A 26,242-nucleotide genomic window follows, 5' to 3' on the forward strand; every position below is an offset into this window, starting at 1 on the left:
ATAATCTAATAGAGATGTCACCCTGAGCGAAGTCGAAGGGTAATCCTTAACAAATTACAAAATAGGTCTTCGACTAGGCTCAGACTGACAATTATAATAAAGACAAAAATAACAGTGTTAAAACCCAATTCCATATCATCATTTCGCTTAGCTATAATTGGCCTGCTTTTTTGTGGATTAACATCCTGTTCAAAACAAGCTTATTTATTTACCTCTTTCCACGAGCCGGCAAACGAAGGATTAAGGCTTTTGTACAGTTATGATGCTTATCACTGGACAGATTTAAATAAAACCTTCCTAAAACCAGCGGTGGGGACGCAGAAAGTTTTGCGCGATCCATCAATCGTTCAAGGTCCGGATGGAACATTTCATTTGGTTTGGACCTGCAGCTGGAAAGGCGACAAAGGTTTTGGTTATGCCAGTTCAAAGGATTTGATCAATTGGAGCGAACAAAAATTCCTTCCGGTAATGGAAAGTGAACCAAAAACAGTTAATGTTTGGGCACCTGAAATTTTCTATGACGATGAGAAAAAAGAATATGTAATCATCTGGGCTTCAACTATTCCGTTTCGATTTGCTAAAGGAATAGAGGAAGAAGAAAATAACCATCGGATGTACGGCATTACTACAAAAGATTTTATAAGCTTCTCAAAACCTAAACTGTTTCTCGATCCTGGTTTTAGTGTGATCGATGCACTTATTGTGAAAAGGGCAAACAAAGATTATGTTTTGGTTTTAAAAGACAATACACGCCCGAATAGAAATTTAAAAGTAGCATTTGCGAAAGATGCACTAGGACCTTACGAAAATGTTTCGGAGACTTTTAGCCCGAAATTAACGGAGGGACCAACTGTGGTAAAGGTAAAAAATGATTGGCTGATCTATTTTGATGCTTACGGACAAAAGATTTATTCAGCTTATAAAACGTCAGATTTTAAGACTTTTAAGGATGTAACAGCATCAATTTCAATCCCCGAAGGACATAAACACGGGACGATTATAAAAGTGAAAAGAAGAGTGATTAAGAATTTATTGAAGCATTAACCACAAAGATACAAAAGCACGAAGTAAAGAAATTCGTCATTGTGAACTGAAGTAAGGGGCAGAGCGAGCGTGTGAAGCAATCTATTTAGCAAAAAAGATTGCTTAGTTCCGATGAAGAATCGGAAACTCGCAATGACGCATAAAAGAATAAGATCTAGTGTCTTAGTGCCTTCGTGGTAAAAAATATAAAAATGAAAATATTTAAAATACTTTGTTTAAGCTTACCATTTGCATTTGCGATACAATACTCGCATGCGCAGGATACGGTGCGCTATACAGGTAAAACCCTGGTTAATGCAGATTACCATCACGGTCAGCTTTCGCCTGCAATGGGTGTGCATAATATCCAGACTTTCCGTGCCAACCGGGAACACCCTGAACTGGCCGAAAATTTTGGGTGGACGTATAACCATGCACCAATGCTGGCCTACTGGAACAATAAATTTTACATTGAATATTTAAGCGATAAAGTTGGCGAAAGCATCCCGCCAGGACAAACTTTATTGCAATCGTCAAAAGATGGCTACACCTGGACGAAACCAGAAGTGGTATTTCCGGTCTACCGGATTCCGGACGGTACAACAAAGGAGGGTAGAACTGATGTAGCAAAAGATTTAGATGCCGTGATGCATCAACGCATGGGCTTTTATGTTTCCAGAAAAAATGTATTGCTGGTTTTGGGTTTTTACGCGATCAGTTTTGACGCGAAAGACGATCCGAACGATGGCCATGGAATTGGCAGGGCAGTAAGGGAAATTCAGCCGGATGGAAAGTATGGCCCCATTTATTTTATTCACTACAACCCCGGTTACTCCGAGAAAAATACCCAATACCCATTGTATACTAAAAGCAAAAGTAAAGCTTTTATTGATGCTTGTAATGAGCTATTGTCCAATAAATTAATGACTCAACAATGGAATGAAGAGGCCGATCGGAAAGACCCATTAATCACTTTGCAAAAACAATACAAAGCATTTAGTTACTATCATTTACCCGATGGAAGAGTGGTGGGCTTATGGAAAAATGCCTTAACAGCCATTAGCAATGATAACGGAAAGAGCTGGCCAGAAAACGCATCGCGTGCACCTGGTTTTGTGAACAGCAATGCCAAAATATGGGGACAAAAAACTTCAAATGGCAATTACGCAACAGTTTATAATCCATCTGAATATCGTTGGCCTTTAGCCATTTCCACCAGTAAAAATGGATTGGATTATACCAATTTATTGTTGGTAAATGGCGAAATCACGCCGATGCGTTATGGTGGAAATTACAAGTCGTATGGTCCGCAATATGTTCGTGGCATTGAAGAGGGTAATGGAAAACCAAAAGATGGCAATTTATGGGTAACCTACAGCATGAACAAAGAAGATATCTGGGTCTCTTCAGTTCCTGTACCGGTTAGCGATAAAGCAACACAACATGTTAACGATGATTTCGGTAAATTACCATCAGATAAAGCGCTCGAAATGTGGAACATATACAGTCCGCTTTGGGCACCGGTAAAGGTAGAAAACGGCGTTTTAGAGTTAAGAGACAAAGATCCTTTTGATTATGCCAAAGCCGAAAGATTGTTTCCTGCAACAAGGAAAATTATCACCTCCTTCTCGGTTACACCAAAACAGAACCACTTTGGATTATTGGAAATTGAATTACAGGATGCAAAAGGAACCGCCACCGTTCGTTTGACTTTTGATACCGCTGGAACGCTAAGTGCAAAATCCGGAGCGCGTTATAAAAATTTCATGAAATACGAGGCGGGTAAAAGCTATGATATCAAACTGAAGTTAGATGCGTTTACGCGGTTTTACACCATTAATGTCAATGGGAAAGATGTTTTAACCAGTTTAGCCTTTCAGCCTGTTGCTGATGTTTCCAGAATTGTTTTCCGCACCGGCGATGTTCGCCGTTTTCCTGATGTAGATACACCTGCCGATCAAACCTATGATTTGAAAAATGCCGGAGAACCAGAGAAAAAGGAAGCTGTTTATTCAATTAAGTATTTAAAAACGGAGGGATTTTGACACAGTTCGCAGTTTTCAGTTTGAAGTTTTTAGTTTTTCCCTCGTTACGTTCTAAAACGTTCGTTATTCCTCGTAACAGTTCGTCATTGCGAGGAGGTACGACGCGGCAAACTTTCTTACTCGTAGCCATTCTTGCTTTATTCTCCTTCTCTGCCAACGCAAAAATTTTCCTGCCTCAAATTTTATCGAGTAATATGGTTTTGCAGCGCGAAAAACCCATCAATATCTGGGGTTTTGCTTCCCCAGGCGAAAAAGTAGAAGTAACGTTTGCAGGCCAGAAAAAAGAAGCTATTGCCGATAAAAACGGGAATTGGCTAGTGGTTTTTGCGCCATTAAAAACAGCTTCAAAACCTCAAACCATGACCATCAGTGGCTCAAATAAGATTGAACTTACTAATATTCTGGTAGGCGAAGTTTGGGTATGCTCAGGTCAATCTAATATGGAGTACGCCATGCGCAAACTGGCTAAAATTCCTAAGCCGAAAAATGAAAAGTTGGGTTTCCCTTCTGATGAGGTTACGAAAGCAAAGAACAATCAGATCAGGATTTTTCTGGTTAACAGCAAAACTTTGATCAAACCTGATTCTATCCATAAAAGCTGGAGTATAGCTCAAGATTCCGCTTTACGTGCTTTTTCGGCAGTGGGTTATTTCTTCGCAAAAGAAATTCAAAAGAAATTGGGCATTCCTGTCGGGATGATCTCTTCGGCCATTCCAGGAAGTGCAATTGAACCATGGATTTCAGAAAATGCATTTGCACAGGAAGATTACTTCAAAAACCAAAAAGTAGGAAACGATCCGGGTAAATTTTATCCGACCATGATCGAACCTTTAACTCAATTTAAAATCCGCGGCTTTCTTTGGTATCAGGGCGAAACCAACTGTTTTTTGAACGAAAAAATCAGCTACACTTATAAAATGAAAGTATTGATCAATAGCTGGAGGAAAGCCTGGAAAGAAAACGATCTGCCATTTTATTATGTTCAGATTGCGCCCTTTAATTATTCCAAAACAAAAGGTAAAGTACCTGTTGATGAAAATACAGAACCTGAATTTTGGGAAGCCCAAACACAATTGTTGCAGTTGTCAAATACCGGAATGATATCTACAAATGATTTAACCGACTTGAATGAAGATTTGCACCCAACATACAAATGGGAGGTGGGCAGACGATTGGCGCTTTGGGCTTTAGCCAAAACTTACTATCAAAAAAATGATTTTTCGGGACCTATTTATAAATCAGTGTCATTTAAAAACGGAAAAGCTTTATTGGATTTCGATTACTTGAAAGCAACTTCACCTAGTTCGATTACCGGTTTTACAATAGCAGGAAATGATGGGAAATTTGTGAATGCTGATGCGATCGTAAAAGATGGAAAGCTTATCGTTTCTTCAAAAGAAGTTGAAAGGCCAATGGCCGTGCGTTATAACTGGACGGAAAACCCATCAGGTAACTTTTATAGCAATGGTTTACCTGCCTTACCTTTCCGTACCGATAATCCCTTAACTAAAACTTTTAAAACCAATTAATGAAACGCAGATTTATACTTTTCTGGTGTTTAATAACCATGTTTTGCTCCTTAAAAGCACAACAAACAGAGAAATTATACCTATCAGAAACTGGAAACGACAATACCGTTAATTGGGATTTTTTCTGTACAGCTGGTGCAAATTCAGGCAAATGGACTACCATTCCGGTGCCCTCAAACTGGGAATTACAAGGTTTCGGAAAATATAATTATGGCTTTAACAAGGAGGAAAATAAAGGTAGGGAACAAGGTCTTTACAAGTACAAATTTAAGGTTCCCACTGCCTGGAAAAATAAGGAAATCAATATTGTTTTTGAAGGCTCAATGACCGATACCGAAGTCAAAATTAATGGTCAGTTGGCGGGAGAGATCCATCAGGGTTCATTTTATGTTTTTAAATATGAGATTTCCAAACTGATTAAATTTGGCGACGATAATTTACTTGAAGTAAAAGTATCCAAGCATTCTGCCAATCAGTCCGTTAACGATGCAGAACGTAAAGCAGATTTCTGGATTTTTGGCGGTATTTTCAGACCTGTTTATCTCGAATCGCTGCCGCAAAATCATATCGATCGGATTCAGATCGATGCCAGAGCTGATGGCAGTTTAAATGCGCAATTAAATTATACTGGTGATGCAGATAAAGTTGAGGTGGAGCTTTTAGGAAAAGATGGAAAGAAATTTGGTAATCGGTTTACAACTTCAATAAAAAAAGGAAATAAAAGCGTACAACTCAATCATCAGTTTTCCCACCCGGCATTGTGGTCTTCAGAGTTTCCGAATTTGTACACCGCAAACTTTACCTTGATCAAAAATGGCAAAGCGGTTCACCGGGTTTCAAAAAAGATTGGTTTTAGAACAATTGAAGTAAAAGAACGTGATGGCGTATATGTAAACGGAGTGAAGATGAAATTCAAAGGTGTAAACCGCCATTCATTTTACCCGTCATCCGGTAGAACAACCAGTAAAAAAATCAGCATTGCCGATGTGTTATTGATGAAAGAAATGAACATGAATGCCGTTCGGATGTCGCATTATCCGCCAGACGGACATTTCTTAGATGTGTGCGATTCGCTTGGCTTATTTGTAATGGATGAACTGGCTGGCTGGCATGGCACTTATGATAAGCCAACGGGAACGAAGTTGATGAAAGAAATGATGTTGAATGATGAAAATCATCCATCAATTATATTTTGGGCAAATGGAAACGAAGGTGGACACAATCGCGAACTCGATCACCTTTTTGCTGAAGAAGATCTTCAAAAAAGACCTTTAATTCATCCATGGGAAGTTTTTAATGGGTTTGAAACCACACATTACCGTGAGTTTAATTATGGAATTGGCAACTACGATCACGGCCACAACATTTTAATGCCTACAGAGTTTCTGCATGGTATGTGGGACGGCGGTCATGGCGCAGGCATTGAAGACTACTGGAATGCCATGTGGAACAATCCGCTTTCGGCGGGTGGTTTCCTATGGGATTTTGCCGACCAGGCGGTGGCGCGTACGGATAAAAATGGCGAATTAGATACCGATGGAAATCATGGCCCTGATGGAATCGTTGGGCCTTATCATGAAAAAGAAGGCAGTTTTTTCACCATTAAAGAAGTTTGGAGTCCCGTTTTTGTAGAAAAAAGAGAAATGACAGCAGGCTTTGACGGTTCGTTTACATTAGAAAACCGTTATGCATTTACCAATCTCAATCAATGTACTTTTGAGTGGAATTTAAAAAAGCTAAAAGCTGGCGATGATGCAGCATTCAAATCTGGCAAAGCCGATGCACCGAATATTAAACCCTTCGAAAAAGGAAAATTACAGGTTAATCTTCCATCAGATTGGAGAAACTTTGATGCGTTATACTTAACTGCGAATGCACCAGATGGTAAGGAATTATTTACCTGGAGTTTTCCCATTGCATTGCCTAAGGATGATGCAGAGAAAATCGTTATAAAAACAGGTTCCTCAAAGGTAAATATTAAAGAGGATGCAAAAGTTTATCTGGTATCTGCTAACGGTATTGATCTGACTTTCGACAAAATAACTGGTTTGCTACAACAGGCAAAAAATGCCAAAGGTGTAATTCCGTTTTCAAATGGACCGGTTTTACAGGAGGGTATAAATAATTTTAAAAACTTCAGCACAAAAATGGAAGATGGAAACCTGGTGATTTCATCCAAATTTGATAAAAAGGAAAGCTGGAATACGTTACAATGGACGATTTATCCGTCAGGATGGTTAAAAATGGAGGTAAAATATTTTCCCTCGGATTACTTTACCACTTTCGTTGGCGTTAACTTTTCCTATCCTGAAACAGAAATCAAGGCTGTTGAATACAAAGGAAATGGACCATACCGCGTTTGGAAAAACCGAATGAAAGGCACCCAATTTGGTATCTGGAAAAAAGATTATAATAATTCAGCAACTGGTGAAGCACCCTGGCAATATCCCGAGTTTAAGGGGTATTACTCGAATATATATTGGTGCGAATTTATTGGCAAACAACAATCATTCAAAGTTGTAACCGATCGGGAAGATGTTTTTTTGCGGTTATTTACTCCTAAGAAATCGAAAGATACAGAATACGATAACATGAGTCCGACTTTTCCGAATGGTGATATTTCATTTATGAACGCAATTTCAGCAATTGGTACGAAAACTCAAAAACCAGAAACAACAGGGCCAATGGGAATGAAGAATATTTATTATGATTTTGATAAAGATCCGGGAAGGGCATTGAATATGACCTTATATTTTGATTTTTCAGGTAGATAGGTTTAACCGCAAAGAACGCTAAGTTTTTCGCAAAGGAAAGAAAAAAAATAGCCCGCAGATAACGCAGATTTAGGTAGATGAGAAAATTATTGGTCTGCGTAAATCTTCAAAATCAGCGGGAACAAATAAATAATAACTGAGTCAGTGTAATCCAATAATCGGTGTAATCAACCGCGAAGCGTAATGAACATTAAAATCTACATAGCGATCATCAGCATTTGCTTCCTATCCTTTACAAAAGTGATGGCGCAAGTTTCGTTGCAGCATACCACCTGCGAGATGCTCGAAAATCCGTTGGGCATTGATGTTGTAAAACCTCGCTTCGCCTGGCACATCATTTCGAATGAGCGTAATGTAATACAAACCGCTTATCAAATTTTAGTTGCATCATCAGCAGAAAAATTAAAGGCGAATGTGGGCGATTTATGGGACTCAGGAAAGGTTAACGAACAAGAATCTATCCATGTAAGCTATAATGGTATGGCACTAATAAGCCGGATGAAAGCCTATTGGAAGGTTAAAGTATGGACAACCGCTGGTCAAAGTGATTGGTCAGCTAACAACTCTTTTTCCATGGGTTTGCTTTATTACAAGGATTGGCCAAAAGGCTGGATTGGTTTCGACCAGACTTTCCAATGGGATAACATTAAAACTGATTCCCGTTTATCAGCCAGGTATTTCAGAAAGGAGTTTCAGAGTATGAAAACCGTAAAATCAGCCACCGCATCCATCATAGGTTTAGGTTTGTATGAACTCTACATCAACGGCAAAAAAGTTGGGGAAGATGTATTGTCTCCATCGCCCACAGATTACACTAAAAACGTAAAGTACAACACATACGATGTAACCAGTTACATTCATAATGGTAAAAATGCAGTTGGCGCAATACTCGGAAATGGCCGTTTCTTCGCGATGCGCCAAAATGAAAAGCCTTATAAAATTAAAACATTTGGTTTTCCGAAAATGCTGATTAATATCAATATCGTTTACACCGATGGAACAACCGCAAATATTGATACCGATGACAGCTGGAAGGGTACAACGGATGGGCCAATCAGAGCCAATAACGAATACGATGGAGAAGAATATGATGCTACAAAAGAAGCTTCAGGCTGGAACAGGGTAGGATTTGATGATAGCAAGTGGATGAAAGCAGAATTTGTACAGGAACCGACAGGAACCATTGAGGCTCAAATGAATGAAAACATGAAAGTGATGAATACCATTAAGCCTGTTTCCATCACCAAGCTTTCGGGTGGCCGGTATATTTTGGATATGGGGCAAAACATGGTGGGTTGGTTACAAATCAATGTAAAAGGCGTAAAGGGCAAACAGATCAAAATGCGTTTTGCAGAATCATTACAAGAAAATGGCGAACTCTTTACCGCTAATCTTCGCAATGCTAAATGTACCGATTTATACACCCTAAAAGGTGGCGAATTAGAAACCTGGGAACCTACGTTTACTTACCGCGGGTTTAGGTACGTAGAACTTTCAGGCTATACCTACCAACCATCCGTGAACGATTTCGTTGGCAAAATGATTTACGATAACATTAAAACGGTTGGAACCTTTGAGACTTCGGATGCGCTGACCAATCAGATTGTAAAAAATGCATGGTGGGGAATTGCAGGAAGTTACAAGGGAATTCCGGTTGATTGTCCGCAACGCAACGAGCGCATGCCTTGGTTAGGCGACAGAGGCGCTGTGGCTTATGGTGAAAGTTTTCTTTTTGATAACGGACGCTTCTATGCTAAATGGTTACAGGACATCAGAAATTCGCAAAAGGAAGATGGTGCTATTCCGGATGTTGCACCAGCGTTTTGGCGTTATTACAGCGATAACATGACCTGGCCTGGAGCCATGCTTTTGGTTACCGAAATGTTATACAAACAAACTGGTGATGTATCTGCCGTACGGGACAACTATCCGGCCATGAAAAAGTGGTTGGCTTACATGCAGGACCGCTACATGAAAGATTACATTTTAACAAAAGATAGTTACGGCGATTGGTGTATGCCACCCATTACCATCGAATCTGGCCGTGGTAAAAGTGCGGACAAAAAGTATCCTTCTGAATTGATTTCTACAGCTTATTATTATCATTTCACTCAGTTGATGATACAATTCGCTAAGGTAAGCGGTAACGATGAAGATGTAAAAGTATATGCGCTTCTGGGGAATAAAATCAAGGAAGCTTTCAACCAGAAATATTATAATAATCAAGGCTACTATGCCTCAAATGCACTAACTGATAACATCATTCCGCTTTATTTCGGGATGGTTCCGCAACATAGAGTAGATCAGGTTTTTAAGAACATCACTTATACGGTTGAAGTGACAAACAAGGGTCATTTGAGCAATGGTTTGGTGGGTATTCAATGGTTAATGCGCTGTTTAAACGATTATTGCCGTCCGGATTTGGCCTATACCGTGGCCACCCAAAAAACTTATCCAAGTTGGGGTTACATGGTCGATAACGGCGCAACTACCATTTGGGAACTCTGGAATGGAAATACTGCCGATCCGAAAATGAATTCGCAGAACCACGTGATGATGCTTGGCGATCTACTGATCTGGTACTATGAAAATCTGGCTGGAATAAAATCAGAAAGTGCAGCTTTTAAAAAGATCATCATGAAGCCAGAGATGATCAATGGCTTAAATTCAGTTAATGCTGGTTACAATTCGGTTTATGGCTTGATAAAAAGTAGTTATACCAAAACAGCCGATCAATTTAAGTGGAATGTAACCATACCCGCAAATACAACTGCAATGGTGTATATTCCTGCAAATAATAAAAATGAGATTTCAGAAAAATTGAAATCCATAAGAGATTTAAAATTTATAAGAATGGAGAATAACAGGGCCGTTTATGAGCTTGGTTCTGGCAATTATGCTTTTGTGACAGAGCGGAAATAAAAATGAAATAAGTCGTCATTGCTGACGACCTTTTTTTAATAAATAAACATGATGTTAAAAAGAAAAATACACATTACACTGGCCTTTATTTTTGCAGTCTTGACGAGTGCCAATGCGCAGGTAGAGAAATGGCAAAAAGGAATCGTAAAACAAGAGTTTTTATACGATAAAGCACCATTTCCCTCGTGCCACTCAGCTACAATAGCAGAAACACCAACAGGTTTAGTCGCTTCATTTTTTGGCGGCACAAAGGAACGAAATCCCGATGTAGAAATCTACATCAGCCGCTTTGTAGATGGTAAATGGTTAGCACCGTTTTCGGTTGCCAATGGTATTCAGCCTGATGGTAAAAGATTACCAACGTGGAATCCGGTTTTATACCAGGTTCCTGGTGGAGATTTATTGTTATTTTACAAAATTGGCCCAAAACCATCTGAGTGGTGGGGAATGATGAGAACTTCGAAAGATGGCGGTAAAACCTGGTCTGAAGCCACTAAATTACCTGATGGATATATCGGCCCTGTAAAAAACAAACCCGTTTTATTGAGCAACGGAAATTTATTTGCGCCATCAAGCAAAGAGGGTGACGGCTGGAAAATCCATTTTGAAGTAACAAAAGACAACGGTAAAACCTGGAGAACAGTTGGCCCGCTTCCTGAAAACGGTATTAAAGCCATTCAACCCAGTATTTTGCAGTATGGAAACGGAAAGTTGCAGATTTTAGCCAGAACCGCCAACCGTGCAATTGTAGAAGCATGGTCTAACGATAATGGCGAAACCTGGTCGGCATTAACCAAAACCACCTTGCCAAATAACAATTCCGGTACAGATGCCGTAACCATGAAAGATGGTCGCCAGGTATTGGTGTACAACCATGTTTTACCTCCAGGCGATCTGGCTAAAGGTTCAAGAACACCATTAAATGTCTCTGTTTCCAAAGACGGCAAAGAATGGTCTGCCGCATTGATATTGGAAGATTCACCGATCAGCCAATATTCTTATCCCGCAGTGATTCAAACTGCTGATGGTATGTTGCACTTCATTTACACCTGGAGAAGAGAAAAAATTAAACATGTAGTGGTAGATCCATCAAAGTTAAAACTGAAGAAAATTAAAAATGGTATCTGGCCAAAACTAAAAGGTTATACTGCGCCAGTGATTAATGAAACTAAAAATGAGGAGAGTTAGGATGATAAATGTAACTAGAAACGTCATTTCGAGATTTTGGCGATCGTCATTGCGAGGAGGCACGACGTGGCAATCTAACCTGTCAAGAGAGATTGCTTCGGCTGACAAACAATTTATTTGCAGTAAATTTTGCGTTCGTCATGCTGAATTTATTTCAGCATCTTTCACGCTTGGCGGCCTTGCTATTAAGACCCTGAAACAAGTTCAGGGTGACGATCGTTCTTGTATAGTTTCTTCAGTGAATATTGCCGCTATTAAGAAAGTAAAATCAACAAAAAAACTTAATTTCTTAATTGGGTTCCTCTTATTATGCGCATTCAACAACCTTTCCGCCCAAATCCAAAACACCGATAATCTTTATAAAAAACCACTTATTGATGTTTTGAACGATATTCAAACGCGTTTTAATGTACAAATCAAATACTCCGAACCACAGGTAAAAGATAAATGGGTAAACTATGCCAATTGGCGTTTCAGGGCTGACGTAGACGAAACACTTACGAATGTGCTTACGCCTCTAGATATGAAGGTAAACAAAGAAAAGCCCGGCGTTTACAAATTAAAGGAATATGAATATTACCGTTGGGAAGTGCAGGATGGTTGGGCATATTTAGACCAATTGGCTACAAAATATCATGATGAGGCAAGTTGGGAAAAACGTAAAGCAGAAATTAAGCCAGAACTGTACAAAGCCTTACTGCTATTGCCGTTACCTGCAAAACCAAATTCAAAACCCATTGTAACGGCAAAAAGAATTTTCGATGGCTATTCGGTAGAGAACATGGCATTAGAAATTTTACCCGGCGTATGGATTAACGGTTCACTGTACAAACCATTAAACTTTAAAGGAAAAATTCCTGTTGTACTTAGTCCGGACGGACACTGGGAAAAACAACGTTACAGGCCTGATTGCCAGATCCGCTGTGCCATGATTGCCAGGATGGGGGCAATGGCCTTTAGTTACGATCTGTTTGCCTGGGGCGAATCGATGTTGCAGTTTAAATATGAAGATCACCGCAGAAGCCTGTCACAAACCATCCAAGCTTTAGGCGGCATCAGGATTTTGGATTATTTCAGCTCGCTAAAAGAAACAGATATCAACCGGATCGGAATCAGCGGTGGGTCGGGTGCCGGAAGTCATTCTATTTTAATGACCGCTATGGACGACCGCATTAAATTAAGTGCTCCAGTAGTGGCGATGTCATCCTACTTTTATGGCGGTTGTCCATGCGAAAGCGGGATGCCTATCCATCAATGTGGTGGCGGGACCGATAACGTAGAGTTAGCGGCTATGGCTGCTCCACGCCCGCAATTATTGGTGTCAGATGGTAGCGATTGGACAGCACATACACCTGAACACGATTTCCCTTACCTGCAAAAAATGTACAGTTATTATGGTGCTAAAAATAAAGTCGAAAATGTTCATCTTCCTGATGATAAGCACGATTTTGGGATCAATAAGCGTATTGCATTATACGATTTTCTAATCAAAAACTTCAAGTTAAATGCTGTTGCCGTTAAAGATAAAACCGGCAAATACGATGAAAGTAAAGTAACCATCGAAAAGGAAAATGCCTTATATGTTTTTGGTGATAAGGGCGAAAAACTCCCTAAAAATGCGATAATGGGCTTCGAAAACCTGGAGAAATTATTTCCATTAAGTACGAGCAAATAATTGGATATGCAACATCAAAATAGAAGATCTTTTATTGGTAGCATAGCCTTGTTAACAGGTGGTTTAATCATTCCCGGTCAATTGCTTTTTGCAGCAGAGAAAAAGAATCGTTTTAAAGTTGCCGTCATTGATCTAATGATCTTGAAGCGTCAGAAAATCAGTGCTTTGCCGCTCGCAAAAGAAATCGGTGCTGATGGACTGGAAATTGACATGGGTGGCTTAGGCGATCGGGAAACCTTCGACAATAAGCTAGCCGACCCACAAATCAGACAGGAGTACCTGGATAAGGCAAAAGAATTAAATCTCGAAATCTGTTCCTTAGCGATGACTGGTTTTTATGCGCAATCATTTGCCAAACGACCAACTTATCAGAAAATGATTCAGGATTGTTTAGATACCGCTAAAGCAATGGAAATTAAAGTGGTCTTTCTTCCGTTGGGTATTCAAGGAGATCTAGTTAAAAACCCAGAACTCCGCGAACCTATTGTAGAGCGGTTAAAAGTTGCTGGAAAAATGGCCGCCAAAGCCGGAGTTACTATTGGAATTGAAAGTGCTTTAGATGCAAAAGGCGAGTTACAACTGTTAAAAGATATTGATTGCAAACATGTTAAAAGTTATTTCAATTTCTCTAATGCCATAAAGAATGGAAGAGATTTACACGATGAACTCAGGATTTTAGGAAAGAAAAACATTATTCAAATTCATGCGACCAATGAAGATGGGCTTTGGTTACAAAACGATCCGAAAATTAATCTCCATAAAGTAAAAGAGACACTTGATGATATGGGCTGGAAAGGTTGGTTGGTGGTAGAACGAAGCCGTGATGCCAAACAACCTACAAACGTAAAATATAATTTCACCGCCAATACCAGCTACCTGAAATCAATTTTTCAACCGAAATAGTATAAATATAATGAAATGCTTTTTGAGAAAAATTTATAGTTTTTATAACCAGTCGGTACGTGGAGACACGTACCGTGGCGGTGGAAATGATAAAAAAAGCCTAACTCCTGCTCCTTGGTCTGTGTCCTCACAGACCAACCTACTGCCTAAGCTAAAATTTAATTCTCCATTAATCATGGATGTAATGATGCCTTGGTTCGTGTCTCCACGAACCAAACCATTCAAGCCGTTTTTTAGCCTTTTGATACTTTTTTCGTTATTGTATTTTAAAGCAAGTGCAACAGATATTTACGTATCAATAAATGGATCGGACATCAATTCAGGCACAAAAGAAAAACCTCTGGCAACGCTTCATTCAGCCATACGTAAAGCACGCGAATTAAGACGTTTAAACGATGAGTCGATTAAAGGTGGGATTCGAATTATAATCGGAAAAGGTTTTTATCAATTGCATGAACCCATAGTATTTAGACCGGAAGATTCAGGCACAAAAGATAGTCCGACAGAGATCCTTGCAAATGGAAAGGTTGTTTTAAGTGGCGGTGTAAAAATTAAAGGCTGGAAAAAGCTTAACGGCGCAGTTAATGGCTTACCAAAAGAAGCATTAGGCAAAGTATGGGTTACAGCGATTCCAAATTTTGATGGGAGCGATTTGCAGTTCCGACAACTTTGGGTAAATGGAAATAAAGCTATTCGAGCAAAAAATTACAATGGAGATGAAATGGGTCGGATTTTATCGTGGGATAGGGAAAAACAAACCTGTAAAATTCCACTGCAGAAAGGCATCAATTTGGCCAACATCAAAGGAATGGAAATGCTGGTCCATCAATGGTGGGCTATTGCTAACCTTCGTGTAAAGTCTGTTACGATTGCAGGTGATGCCGCAGAACTTTCTTTTATGCAGCCAGAAAGCAGGATTCAATCTGAACATCCCTGGCCGGCACCATGGATTTCAGACAAAACAGGAAATTCAGCTTTTTATCTCAGCAATTCGATCCGGTTTTTAAATCAACCTGGAGAATGGTTTGAAGATCTGCAAAACCATAAACTTTATTATTGGCCAAAAGCATCTGAAGACATGCTGAGTGCTGAGGTTATTGCTCCTGCATTAGAGAACCTTGTTAAAATAGAAGGAACGATTGATCAACCCATTTCTTTTGTAAGTTTTAAAGGCATTTCTTTCGAGCATGCTACCTGGTTGAGGCCATCAAAACAAGGTCATGTGCCACATCAGGCAGGTATGTATATGCTCGATGCTTACAAATTAGATAAAGCCGGAACACCAGACAAACCCACTTTAGAGAATCAGGCATGGGTTGGCCGCCCGGCTGCTGCCGTGGAGGTTAGTTATGCAAACAACACCTCATTTCAATCCTGCCATTTCATACATCTTGCTTCTACAGGTTTAGATTACAAAAAAGGAACTACAGACAATGAGATCAAAGGAAATCTATTCAAAGATATTGGTGGCTCGGCCATTTTAATCGGGACTTTTTCTGATGAAGCTGTTGAAGTCCATCTCCCTTATAATCCGTCAGATAAAAGAGAAATTTCAGCTAATAATACCATCGAAAATAACCTGATTACCGATGTTACGAACGAAGATTGGGGCGCAGTGGGTATTGGCGCGGGTTATGTTCACGGCATTAAAATTCTGCATAACGAAATCAGCGATGTTTCTTACTCAGGCATCAGCATGGGCTGGGGATGGACGCAAACAAAAAATGCAATGGCGAATAACACCATTCGTGGCAATAAAATCCATCATTATGGAAAACACATGTACGATGTTGCCGGAATTTATACCTTATCCGCTCAACCCGGATCGTTTATTACCGAAAATGTAGTCGATAGTATTTACAAAGCGCGATACGCGCATCTGCCAGATCATTGGTTTTATCTTTATACCGATGAAGGTTCTTCATACTTCACCATCAAAGACAATTGGACACCAGCTGAAAAGTATCTTCAAAACGCCAACGGACCGGGTAATGTATGGGAAAATAACGGACCAAAAGTTGCCGATCATATCAAACAAAATGCTGGTTTAGAAAAACCTTTTCAATATTTATTAAAAGAAAAGGCCAATTCTTCACAAATAAGTATCAATCAGGCCGTAAATCAATCTGTTGTATTCGAATTGGTTTTTAAACCGGACAATCTGCCGGGTAACAACGCTTTAAAAACTTTTGCAAAAGAAAATAACCTCCTGCCAGGTTCAATTTATAAATGGAACAATCGATTGGTTATTTATACTTCAAGTTTAAAGGTGGAGAGTTTGCAACAAACTTTAAAACGCTTAAATGCAACAGAAATCAAGTTGTACGACAATCTGTTTTACGATTTCAATAGAGAAAAAAATTGTGGCGATAAACCAGTAGCAGAATGGGATAACATCATTTTATCTGCCAATTTAGTCAAGGACGAAAAGATGCAAAAAGAATATTTGGATTACCATAAAACACAGTTTGAAAAATGGCCGGAAATATCAAAAGGGTTTTGTAATGCAGAATTTCAACGATTGGCAATTTTTAAAAATGACCGGCAATTGATGCTGGTCATCAGTATCCCGAAAGGGAAAAAATTAGATGACCTGAATCCAAAAACCGTCGAGAACAATCCAAAAGTGGAAGAATGGAATGCCATCATGAAAAAATACCAGGAAGGAATTGAAGGCACAAAACCCGATGAGGTTTGGGTCTTCTTTAAACCGATAGAATAGAGGACTTATTGTCCCCCTTTGGAGGGGGCAGGGGGAGGAAAACAATAACGCTTATAAAAATAATATCATGTTAAGATTAGGGATTTTAGGTTTAGGAGAAGGCAGAAGCACAATTTCTGCATCATTATCAAGTAGAAAATTTAAGCTCATCCAGATTTGCGATGCCAACAAAAAGCTTTGCGTAGCGCGTGCTTTGGAATTCGATTTTCAAAACTGGACAACCAATTATGAAGATATGTTAACCAGTGATAAAATCGATATGATTGCGATTTATACGCCGGATCATCTGCATTTTGAGCACATTAAATTGGCACTTGAACACGGAAAGCACGTGGTTTGTACCAAACCATTTATCGATGATTTATCTCAAGCCAACGAGCTGTTGGAGCTGGCCAAAAAATCGAGAAAAAAGATTTTTGTAGGACAAAGTTCACGTTTTTTTGAGCCTGCAATGCGCCAGAAGAAAGATTTTGACGAGGGTTTAATCGGAGAACTAATCACAATAGAAAGTCATTATCATGCTGATCACCGTTGGTTTTTAGAAAAAGGTTGGTCGTTAAAGCAATCATTTAAATGGCTATACGGTGGCTTAAGTCACCCGGTAGATTTTATCAGGTGGTATATGCCTGATATCGAGGAAGTAATGGGTTATGGCATGTTGAGCAGCAATGGTTTAAAAGCCGGACTGAAAAACCAGGATACCATGCACTTTATCTTCAAGGCAAAAGACGGCCGGATTGCAAGGGTTAGTGGTGCTTATACTGGCCCTACGCAGCCTGCTAGTCGCGATAGCGGTATGAGCTGTATCCTTCGCGGAACAGAAGGGGCAAGCCAGGCCGATTACCATGAACTGCGTTATTCGGTTACCACAAAAACCGGGGAAGAAAAGATGATCACCTGGGGCGATTCGACCTTGAAACATTATTTCCGTTTCGAAGGACAAAGTCACCATGCGGGAGAATACCAGAACTACCTGGATTATTTTGCAGACAGTATTAATAACAACTTTACCGCTTACCCCGATTTAAAAGAAGGGATTGGTACGGTGGCACTATTACAAGCAATGGATCAATCTTTAGAAACCGGTTTACCTGTAAAAGTTGATGAAATTTTAAAAGCAAATCAGATTACAAGAGAATCGATAGGATTGTAAAAGAAAAATCGTCATTGCGAGGGGGAACGACAAAGCAATCTATCTGGTAAAATAGATGCTGAAATGAATTCAGCATGACGTAACTATAAAAATGGTCGTCTGGGCTCCGTGAATTCCGTGTTTCCGTGGCAATAAATAAAACTAACCAAAATAAACCTAATGGGAAACATTGTAGAACGTTTAACCAATTTAGATTACATCATTGTCATCGCATACCTCGTTATCCTCATGATTATCGGGTACCGTGCTAGTTTCTCCAAAAAGAAAAATGATGATGAAACCCTATTTCTGGCCAATAAATCTTTAAACTGGAGTAGCATCGGTTTTAATATGTGGGGTACTAATGTAGGTCCATCGATGTTGCTGGCTTTTGCAAGTATTGGTTATAGCACCGGTATTGTAGCGGTCAACTTCGATTGGTATGCCTTTATATTTTTATTCTTACTCGCTATCGTGTTTGCGCCAAAATACCTTGCTGCTAAAGTAAGTACCATGCCCGGGTTTATGGGTAACCGTTATGGCGATTCGACCCAAAACATCCTGGCCTGGTATGCATTAGTGAAGATTTTAATTTCCTGGTTATCGTTGGGCTTATTTGCAGGTGGCTTTTTGGTCCGTCAGATCCTGGGCATTCCCATGTGGCAATCCGTTACGGTATTGGTCGCTTTTGCGGGTTTATTCACCTTTTTTGGCGGATTAAAAGCGATCGCTAAAGTGAATGTTTTTCAGATGATTTTACTCATTGCAGTTTCGCTTTCGTTAATGCTTTTAGGCTTAAATAAAGTTGGTGGACTTTCTGCATTGTATGCAAAAACGCCACCTCACTTTTGGAATCTGATACAACCCGCCAGCGATCCAAAATACCCCTGGTATGCCATATTATTGGGTTATCCTGTTGCAGCTGTGGCATTTTTCTGTACCGATCAGTCGATGGTTCAATCCGTTTTGGGTGCTAAGAACTTAAAACAAGGGCAGTTGGGAGTGAGTTTTATTGGCTGGTTAAAAATCCTTTCGCTACCCTTATTTATTGGAACAGGAATCCTTTGTTATGTGCTTTTTCCGGGTTTAAAAGATCCGAACGAAGCGTATATGACCATGGTTACCAATCTCTTTCCTCCAGGCATGAACGGTTTAGTTATTGTGGTATTAATTGCTGTTTTAGTAGGTACAATTGGATCTTCTTTAAATTCCTTAAGTACCGTTTTTACGATGGATATTTATGTCAAAAAAATCAACCCAAACGCCAGTAACAAACAGATTATCCGTATTGGCCGATGGGCAGTTGTAGCAGGATGTATATTTGCCGTAATTGTGGTTTTGGCTATCGATAATATTAAAGGGCTAAATCTATTCGACGTTTTTCAATCAGTTTTGGGCTTTATTGCACCACCACTTTCTGTTGTGTTTTTACTCACCGTTTTCTGGAAAAGGACCACCAGGAAAGCGGTGAACTTTACACTTTCAATCGGCTCAATTTTAAGCTTAGGTGTTGGTGTAACTTATCTCTGGATTTTGCCATCAGATCAATACACTTTCTGGCCGCATTACCTGATGTTATCATTTTTCATTTTTGCCGGATTACTGATCATTGCCATTTTAATTTCTTTACTGGATAGATCGCCAAGTATTTACACGGTTAATGAAGAACACCAGGCCAATATAGAAAAGCCAGCAAGAACAGTTTGGATTTCGTGGATAGCGCTTGCAATTGTAATGGTTGCACTTTATATATTTTTTAACGGGCATTAAAATAATGAACCACAGATGAAAAGGATGCACACAGATATAAAAACCTGTGCTTATCAGTGTTAATCTGTGGCTAAAAAATCAATGATATGAAAAATTTAAAAAAACTTATCCTCATTGCCATTTTTATCTGTACAGCATCACAACTTTTCGCGCAAAAGGCATCGTGGATTTGGTATCCGGGCGATTTCGATATCTACATGAGCAATGTAATGCAGAACCGCAGAACAGAAAGAGGTTCGTTCTTTCCTGTATTCTGGAAAATGGATAGCCATTATGTGTTGGTTGATTTTCATAAAGAATTTAACCTTGTACAGCCAGAAGAAGTGAAGTTGTTTGTAGAGGGCACATACAATGTGAAAATTGATGGTCAGGCGATTGCCGGTTTCCCTAAAAGCATTCAGGTCCCCGCAGGGAAGCATAAACTGAGTTTAAAAGTTTATAATCAGGCTAATGTACCTGCAATTTTTATTCAGGGGAAAACTGTGGTTTCTGATGAATCCTGGCTGACTACTTTCGAAGACAAAGAATGGATTGATGCCAGTGGAAAAACCTCTGATAAATCGGGAACTACCTTTTTTTCAGCTGGCTCATGGAATTTAACTGATCCAGCTAAATTGCCATCACAGTTTAAATTGCCTGTTGTCGCACAATCGGCAGTTAAAACGGAAAAAGTAAATTCGGGCGCTGTTTCTGATTTCGGAAAGGAAACTTTCGGATTTATTAAAGTACATGGTTTGAAAGGAAAAGGAAGACTGAGCATTTATTACGGAGAATCGAAAGAAGAAGCTTTATCAACCGATAAGTGTGAAACCTTAGATTATCTCGACATTGACCTCTCTCAGAAAAAAGATTCGATTATGCCACTTTCAAAAGCCTTCAGATATGTAAATTATCAATCTGAAGGTTCGGTATCAGCCGATTCAGTTTCCATGTTGTACGAGTATGCTCCTGTAACGGAGCGTGGGAGTTTTAAATCCTCAGACACGGAACTCAACAAAATCTACGATGTAGCTAAATATACTTTTCACTTAAATACCCGCGAGTTTTTTATTGATGGGATAAAACGCGACCGTTGGGTGTGGAGCGGTGATGCCTACCAAAGTTATTTGATGAACTATTATTCGTTTTTTGATGCACCAACTGTAAAACGAACGCTATTGGCTCAGCGTGGAAAAGACCCCGTAACGGCACACATCAATACCATTATGGATTATTCTTTCTATTGGTTTTTAGGGATTTATGATTATTACAAATTTACGGGCGACAAAAAGTTTGTACAGGATATCTATCCACGAATGCAGTCGCTAATGACTTACATCGATGGAAGAAAGAATAAAAATGGCTTATTGGAATGGATGCCTGGAGACTGGATTTTTATTGATTGGGCGGATAAGCTGAGTAAAGATGGTGAAGTGAGTTTTGAGCAACTTTTATATGCCCGAAGTTTAGAAACCATGGCTTTATGTGCCAAATTGGCTAACGATACCGAAGGAGTTGCGAAATATGATAAACAGGCAAAAGAACTAAAAAGCAAGATTTTCGAACTTTACTGGAACCAGAACAAAAGCGCTTTGGTTCACAGTCGTATTGACGATAAACAAACGGATAATGTAACCCGCTATGCCAACATGTTCGGGATTTTCTTCGATTATTTTACGCCTGAACAAAAACTAGCTGTTAAAAAGAATGTGCTTTTAAACAATCAGATCGCTAAAATTACCACACCTTATATGCGTTTTTATGAGTTGGAAGCCTTATGCGCTATGGGCGAACAACCTTATGTACTTAAAGAAATGAAAAACTATTGGGGTGGCATGTTAAAACTGGGTGCGACGTCTTTTTGGGAAGAATATAACCCGGATAAAAAAGGTACAGAGCACTTAGCCATGTACGGCAGGCCTTTCGGAAAAAGCCTTTGCCACGCCTGGGGCGCAAGTCCGATTTATTTGTTGGGAAAATACTATTTAGGCGTACAACCCACAAGCCCAGGCTACGAAAGCTACACCATCGAACCTAATTTAGGTGGATTAGCGTGGATGGAAGGAAAAGTACCAACAGCAAATGGTGATATTTCGGTGTATTGTAGTAAAAAAGAAATCAAGGTTTCTTCGACAACAGGAATAGGTAAATTAAAGATAAAAAGTAAAAATAAACCCGTTGTAAAAGATGCGGAAGTGAAAGAGGTTTCGAAAGGTTTATATGAAATTACGATAGAAAAAGGTAAAGATTATAGCGTGAAGTATTCTGGTTAGTTTCGTCATCCGATATATAAAACTATCAGGTTTGAAACGAAAATCTTATACAATAGCTTCGCGTTAGGGATTGTAAGGGTTCAGTACCGATTAAGCATCTGTTTTTATTTAATTATGGTATGCTTGCTTGTTTCACAGGTCTTCATTGATACCGGAGCGCAGCGTAGCCCTGCAAAGCCCGGCCCCTTGCGCAGCTTGGGTAACCCCCATATCAATTGGTAGTTAACCCTTGGCAATAGTAATAAATTAAGCTTTTGCAGAATAGATGTACTGGAGGTTATTAAGGTGGTCAATATTATTTAGAAAAGCGGGGTTCGGTGCTTTTAGGTGATGAAAGCCCTGCTATTCCTCCAAGTCCTCACTCATTCTTCGCTCCGGGCTTTCCGTTCTATCAGGTTTATTTAACAAAACTCAGTTCTTTTTGGCTACACACTAAACCGCTCAATAGCTTACCGGGACCAAATCCTGCGTTAGGGGATTGGGGGTTAAACTCCAATCCTTTGCTCTATCTTTTTAACGCATTTGTAGGCCTCAGCAAGGATCACATCATTTGCAATCGTCTGATCAACATTTAATGCATTTAACATCGAAATGGTTAAACAGGCAATAATGCCATTGTTACTTTCGATACCAATGGGTACTGAAATATCGGTAACACCCGAAACAGAATCACTATTTTTTAAATAAGAGCCTGTTTGCTGAATATCCGTTAAAGAACTTAAGAAATCTTCTTGTTGCGGTTTGGCGTATTTCTTAAAAATGGCATTGTTTTTTAAGGTGTTTATACGCTCAGCCTTGGGCATATACGCCAATAAAACCTTACCAGATGCAGTTAATGGCAATGGAAATAGATTTCCCTCTTCAATAGAGAGCGCAATTGGTCCCGGGCTTTTCGCATGGATAATCACCATGACCTGGTTCATGTATAAAATACTCAAATGGCACGACTGACGAATACTGTTGGCCAGTTCTTCCAGCGGAAACTGTGCAGCTTTACGCAGTTCATCAATAGGAGAGTGCCTGTGCGAAAGGTAAAAAAGCTTTAGCGAGAGCCTGTATTTACCCGAAACTTCATCGCGTAAAATGTAACCCCGACTTTCCAAACTCATCAACATCCTGTATATTTCGTTAGGTGTTTTTTCAATACCAATAGCGATTTCAGTTTGAGATAATGGGATCGATTGTGCTGATAAATATTCCAATATATCAAGTCCTTTATCCAAAGCAGGGGCTTGGTACTTCGATTCTTTTTCGTTCATACGGGTTTAAATTTGGCTGTAGCGTATTTTTTACAATTTCAAACATACAAAATGCTTTCTTATTTATACAAGAGAAGATTTTACATAATTTAAATACGAATATATGTTTTCATATTTAAAAAAAACATTTATATTTGAATTAGAGATGGTAATTTAAAGTTACGGAATTTAAAAGGCTTAATTCAAAAGAATTGAGAAATTATTTCAGGCTAAATTATATCACTGATAACCATTTATAAACCTAAGCAAACGCTGAAACGGTGTAGATTAATTGATGAGTAAACTCGTAATCTTTTCCTGGCTTTTTCTCTTAAGCATTCCGCTTTTTGCGCAAGATATCAAGGTTGCTCAGTTGGATTGTGAATATCGCAATAATCCGATTGGAATTGATGTACAATCGCCGGGTTTGAGTTGGAAACTACATTCATCAAAACACAATGTGATGCAAACAGCCTACCAGATTTTAGTTTCGGGCAGTAAAAGCAATCTTGACAAGAATATTGGCGAAATATGGGATACTAAAAAAGTGAATTCAAGTCAATCCATTCATATACCTTTTAAAGGAATTAAACTACAAGCAGCTAAAAGTTACTATTGGAAAATTCGTGTTTGGGATAATTCTGGAAATCGATCTGCCTGGAGTGCCTCAGCCTTTTGGCAAATGGGATTACTCCGTAAAGATGATTGGAAAGGCGCCAAATGGATTGCCTATGAAAAACTGGCAGATTCTAATATAAACAGCTTGCCAACAGATGGTAAAAAAGACAAATACAACGGCAACAACGTTCTGCCCATGTTTCGCAAAGGTTTTACGGTAACTAAGAAAATTAAAAAAGCTACAGCTTTTATTTCTGGTTTAGGCCATTTTGAAATGACGCTAAACGGAACGAAAGTTGGCGATGACCTTTTAGCACCCGGCTGGACAAAGTATGATAAATCGGCTTTATACCTGACTTATGATTTAACTAAACAGCTAAATAAAGGTGAAAATGCAATCGGCGTGATGCTGGGCAATGGTTTCTATTATATTCCTCCTGTTAAAGAAAGGTATAGAAAATTAAAAGTAGCCTATGGTTATCCGAAAATGATCTGCAGGCTGTTAATCGAATATACGGATGGAACTTCAGCGAATATCATCAGTAACCAAAGTTGGAAAACCGCACCATCGCCCATTACTTTTTCGAGTATTTACGGGGGAGAAGATTATAATGCCAATCTTGAGCAAAAAGGCTGGGATTTGGCTGGTTTTAAAGATAGTAAATGGAAATCATCGTTATTGGTTGATGGGCAGGAATTAAATGCGCAGAAAGAAGAACCCCTAAAGATTTTCGAAAATTTTATGCCTCAAAATATTGATAGGGTTGCCAATGGTGAATGGGTTTATGATATGGGACAAAATTCATCAGCCATTATCGAATTGAAAGTCAGAGGTAAAAAAGGAGATACTATCCGGATAACACCGGCTGAACTATTAAAAGCTGATGGTTCGGTAACACAAAAAAATATCGGCGGACCATCTTATTTTACCTATATATTAAAAGGAGAGGGTTTAGAAACCTGGCGTCCTAAATTCTTTTATACCGGATTTCGTTATCTCCAGGTTAAAGGTGGGGTGCCTTCAGGTAAAGGAAACACAACAGGCAAAGCTGTAATAGAAGCTTTAAAAGCCCTACACATCAGGAATGCAGCTGAGCAGGTAGGTAAGTTTTCATCCTCGAACGAGCTGTTCAATAAAACTTTCAGCCTGATTGATTGGGCAATTAAAAGCAACATGGTTAGTGTTTTTACTGATTGTCCGCACCGCGAAAAATTGGGCTGGTTAGAGGAATTGCATTTAATGGGCAGTTCGGTACGCTATAATTATAATGCAGCGCCACTTTTCAAAAAGGCATTACAGGATATGAAAAACTCGCAACTGGCCAGCGGTTTGATCCCTGAAATTGCACCTGAATATGTAAAGTTCGAATGGGGTGGCGATATGTTTCGCGATTCGCCAGAGTGGGGCAGCAGTGGTATTTTAATGCCATGGTATTTACACCAGTGGTATGGTGATCAACAGGCCATGATTGATTATTACCCAATGATGCAGCGCTACGTTAATTACCTTGCCACCAAGGCGAACGGCCACATCCTTTCGCAGGGTTTAGGCGATTGGTATGATCTAGGCCCAAAACCACCAGGTGTTTCCCAGTTAACCCCAATGGGCGTTACGGGTACAGCAATTTATTACTACGATTTAAATACCATGGAAAAAATAGCAACACTTTTAGGTAAAAAAGCTGATGCTATGAATTATGCAAAACTGGCTATTGAAGTGAGGAAATCTTTCAATAATAAGTTTTTCGATACTAAAGCCAAACAGTATGCAACGGGATCTCAAACTGCAAATGCAATGGCCGTATATATGGGTTTAGTTGAAGAAAAAGATAAAACTGCAGTGATTGAGAATTTGGTTAAAGACATCAGGGATCGTAAAAACAGTTTAACAGCAGGCGATATTGGTTACCGTTATGTGCTTCGTGTTTTGGAAGATGCAGGCCGATCGGATATAATTTTTGACATGAACAGCCGATCTGATGTACCCGGTTATGGCATGCAGATCGCCAAAGGCGCTACCGCTTTAACGGAATCGTGGGCCGCTTTACCAACGGTTTCCAATAATCACTTTATGCTCGGCCATTTAATGGAATGGTTATACAGTGGCGTGGGTGGTATCCGTCAGGCAGAAAATTCGATTGCTTTCAAGCAAATTAAAATAGAACCGGAAATAGTGGGTGATTTAACTTCAGCCAATGTAAACTACAATTCACCTTATGGCAAAATATCGACCAAATGGGAGAAAACAGATAAAAATTTCACTTTAGAAATCAACATCCCTGTAAATACAAAAGCGACAGTTTATTTACCCATTTCTTTCACTCAAAATAACATTACTGAAGAATTTAACAATGGATTCGTACCTATGGAGCGTGCGAACGGAAAGATGAGAATCTCAATAGGTTCTGGTCATTACAAATTTTGTATAAAGTAGTATGAAAGCGATCCCAT

Annotated in this window: 14 protein-coding genes; 13 read left to right on the plus strand and 1 reads right to left on the minus strand. The window is 39.4% G+C overall.

What is annotated here, in order from left to right; translation table 11 throughout:
• Window positions 1–114: 114 nt before the first annotated feature.
• The 12 genes from ACUN24_RS17010 (at window position 115) to ACUN24_RS17065 (ending at window position 21,935) form a co-directional block, all read left to right on the plus strand.
• Window positions 115–1,044 carry a glycoside hydrolase family 43 protein gene (locus ACUN24_RS17010; RefSeq protein ID WP_445563578.1) on the plus strand — a complete coding sequence of 310 codons (930 nt, stop codon included), beginning with the start codon at window positions 115–117 and terminating at the stop codon, window positions 1,042–1,044.
• 191 nt (window positions 1,045–1,235) lie between these two features.
• The gene (locus tag ACUN24_RS17015; protein WP_445563579.1) at window positions 1,236–3,068 is read left to right on the plus strand and encodes a six-hairpin glycosidase; all 1,833 of its coding nucleotides are present in this window, start codon (window positions 1,236–1,238) and stop codon (window positions 3,066–3,068) included.
• The gene (locus ACUN24_RS17020) at window positions 3,065–4,597 is read left to right on the plus strand and encodes a sialate O-acetylesterase (RefSeq protein WP_445563580.1); all 1,533 of its coding nucleotides are present in this window, start codon (window positions 3,065–3,067) and stop codon (window positions 4,595–4,597) included. The genes ACUN24_RS17015 and ACUN24_RS17020 overlap by 4 nt, the downstream gene beginning before the upstream one ends.
• A complete protein-coding gene (locus tag ACUN24_RS17025; RefSeq protein WP_445563581.1) occupies window positions 4,597–7,371 on the plus strand; it encodes a glycoside hydrolase family 2 TIM barrel-domain containing protein in 2,775 nt (924 codons plus the stop codon). Before ACUN24_RS17020 ends, ACUN24_RS17025 begins: the two co-directional genes overlap by 1 nt.
• A 183-nt stretch (window positions 7,372–7,554) precedes the next feature.
• Window positions 7,555–10,293, plus strand: coding sequence for a family 78 glycoside hydrolase catalytic domain (locus ACUN24_RS17030; protein ID WP_445563582.1), 2,739 nt, complete (start codon window positions 7,555–7,557; stop codon window positions 10,291–10,293).
• Window positions 10,294–10,341: 48 nt separating this feature from the next.
• Window positions 10,342–11,481, plus strand: a complete 1,140-nt coding sequence (locus tag ACUN24_RS17035; RefSeq protein ID WP_445563583.1) for a sialidase family protein — start codon at window positions 10,342–10,344, stop codon at window positions 11,479–11,481.
• Window positions 11,482–11,863: 382 nt separating this feature from the next.
• Window positions 11,864–13,156 carry an acetylxylan esterase gene (locus ACUN24_RS17040; RefSeq protein ID WP_445563584.1) on the plus strand — a complete coding sequence of 431 codons (1,293 nt, stop codon included), beginning with the start codon at window positions 11,864–11,866 and terminating at the stop codon, window positions 13,154–13,156.
• Between the two features lie 6 nt (window positions 13,157–13,162).
• Window positions 13,163–14,059: a sugar phosphate isomerase/epimerase family protein gene (locus tag ACUN24_RS17045; protein ID WP_445563585.1), complete on the plus strand. Its 897-nt coding sequence runs from the start codon at window positions 13,163–13,165 to the stop codon at window positions 14,057–14,059.
• Window positions 14,060–14,081: 22 nt separating this feature from the next.
• Window positions 14,082–16,781, plus strand: a complete 2,700-nt coding sequence (locus ACUN24_RS17050; protein ID WP_445563586.1) for a right-handed parallel beta-helix repeat-containing protein — start codon at window positions 14,082–14,084, stop codon at window positions 16,779–16,781.
• A 67-nt stretch (window positions 16,782–16,848) separates the two neighbouring features.
• Window positions 16,849–17,934: a Gfo/Idh/MocA family protein gene (locus ACUN24_RS17055; protein ID WP_445563587.1), complete on the plus strand. Its 1,086-nt coding sequence runs from the start codon at window positions 16,849–16,851 to the stop codon at window positions 17,932–17,934.
• A gap of 159 nt (window positions 17,935–18,093) precedes the next feature.
• Entirely contained in the window at window positions 18,094–19,683 is a 1,590-nt protein-coding gene (locus ACUN24_RS17060; RefSeq protein ID WP_445563588.1) for an SLC5 family protein, read from the plus strand.
• A gap of 86 nt (window positions 19,684–19,769) precedes the next feature.
• A complete protein-coding gene (locus ACUN24_RS17065) occupies window positions 19,770–21,935 on the plus strand; it encodes an alpha-L-rhamnosidase-related protein (protein WP_445563589.1) in 2,166 nt (721 codons plus the stop codon).
• Window positions 21,936–22,420: 485 nt separating this feature from the next.
• On the opposite strand, the gene ACUN24_RS17070 is transcribed toward ACUN24_RS17065, so the two are convergent.
• The gene (locus ACUN24_RS17070; protein ID WP_445563590.1) at window positions 22,421–23,194 is read right to left on the minus strand and encodes an IclR family transcriptional regulator; all 774 of its coding nucleotides are present in this window, start codon (window positions 23,192–23,194) and stop codon (window positions 22,421–22,423) included.
• 274 nt (window positions 23,195–23,468) lie between these two features.
• Here ACUN24_RS17070 and ACUN24_RS17075 point away from each other — a divergent pair, with 274 nt between their 5' ends.
• Complete coding sequence (locus ACUN24_RS17075; protein WP_445563591.1) at window positions 23,469–26,225, plus strand: family 78 glycoside hydrolase catalytic domain; 2,757 nt, start codon at window positions 23,469–23,471, stop codon at window positions 26,223–26,225.
• Window positions 26,226–26,242: the final 17 nt, after the last annotated feature.

The organism is Pedobacter sp. WC2501 (genome assembly GCF_052682415.1).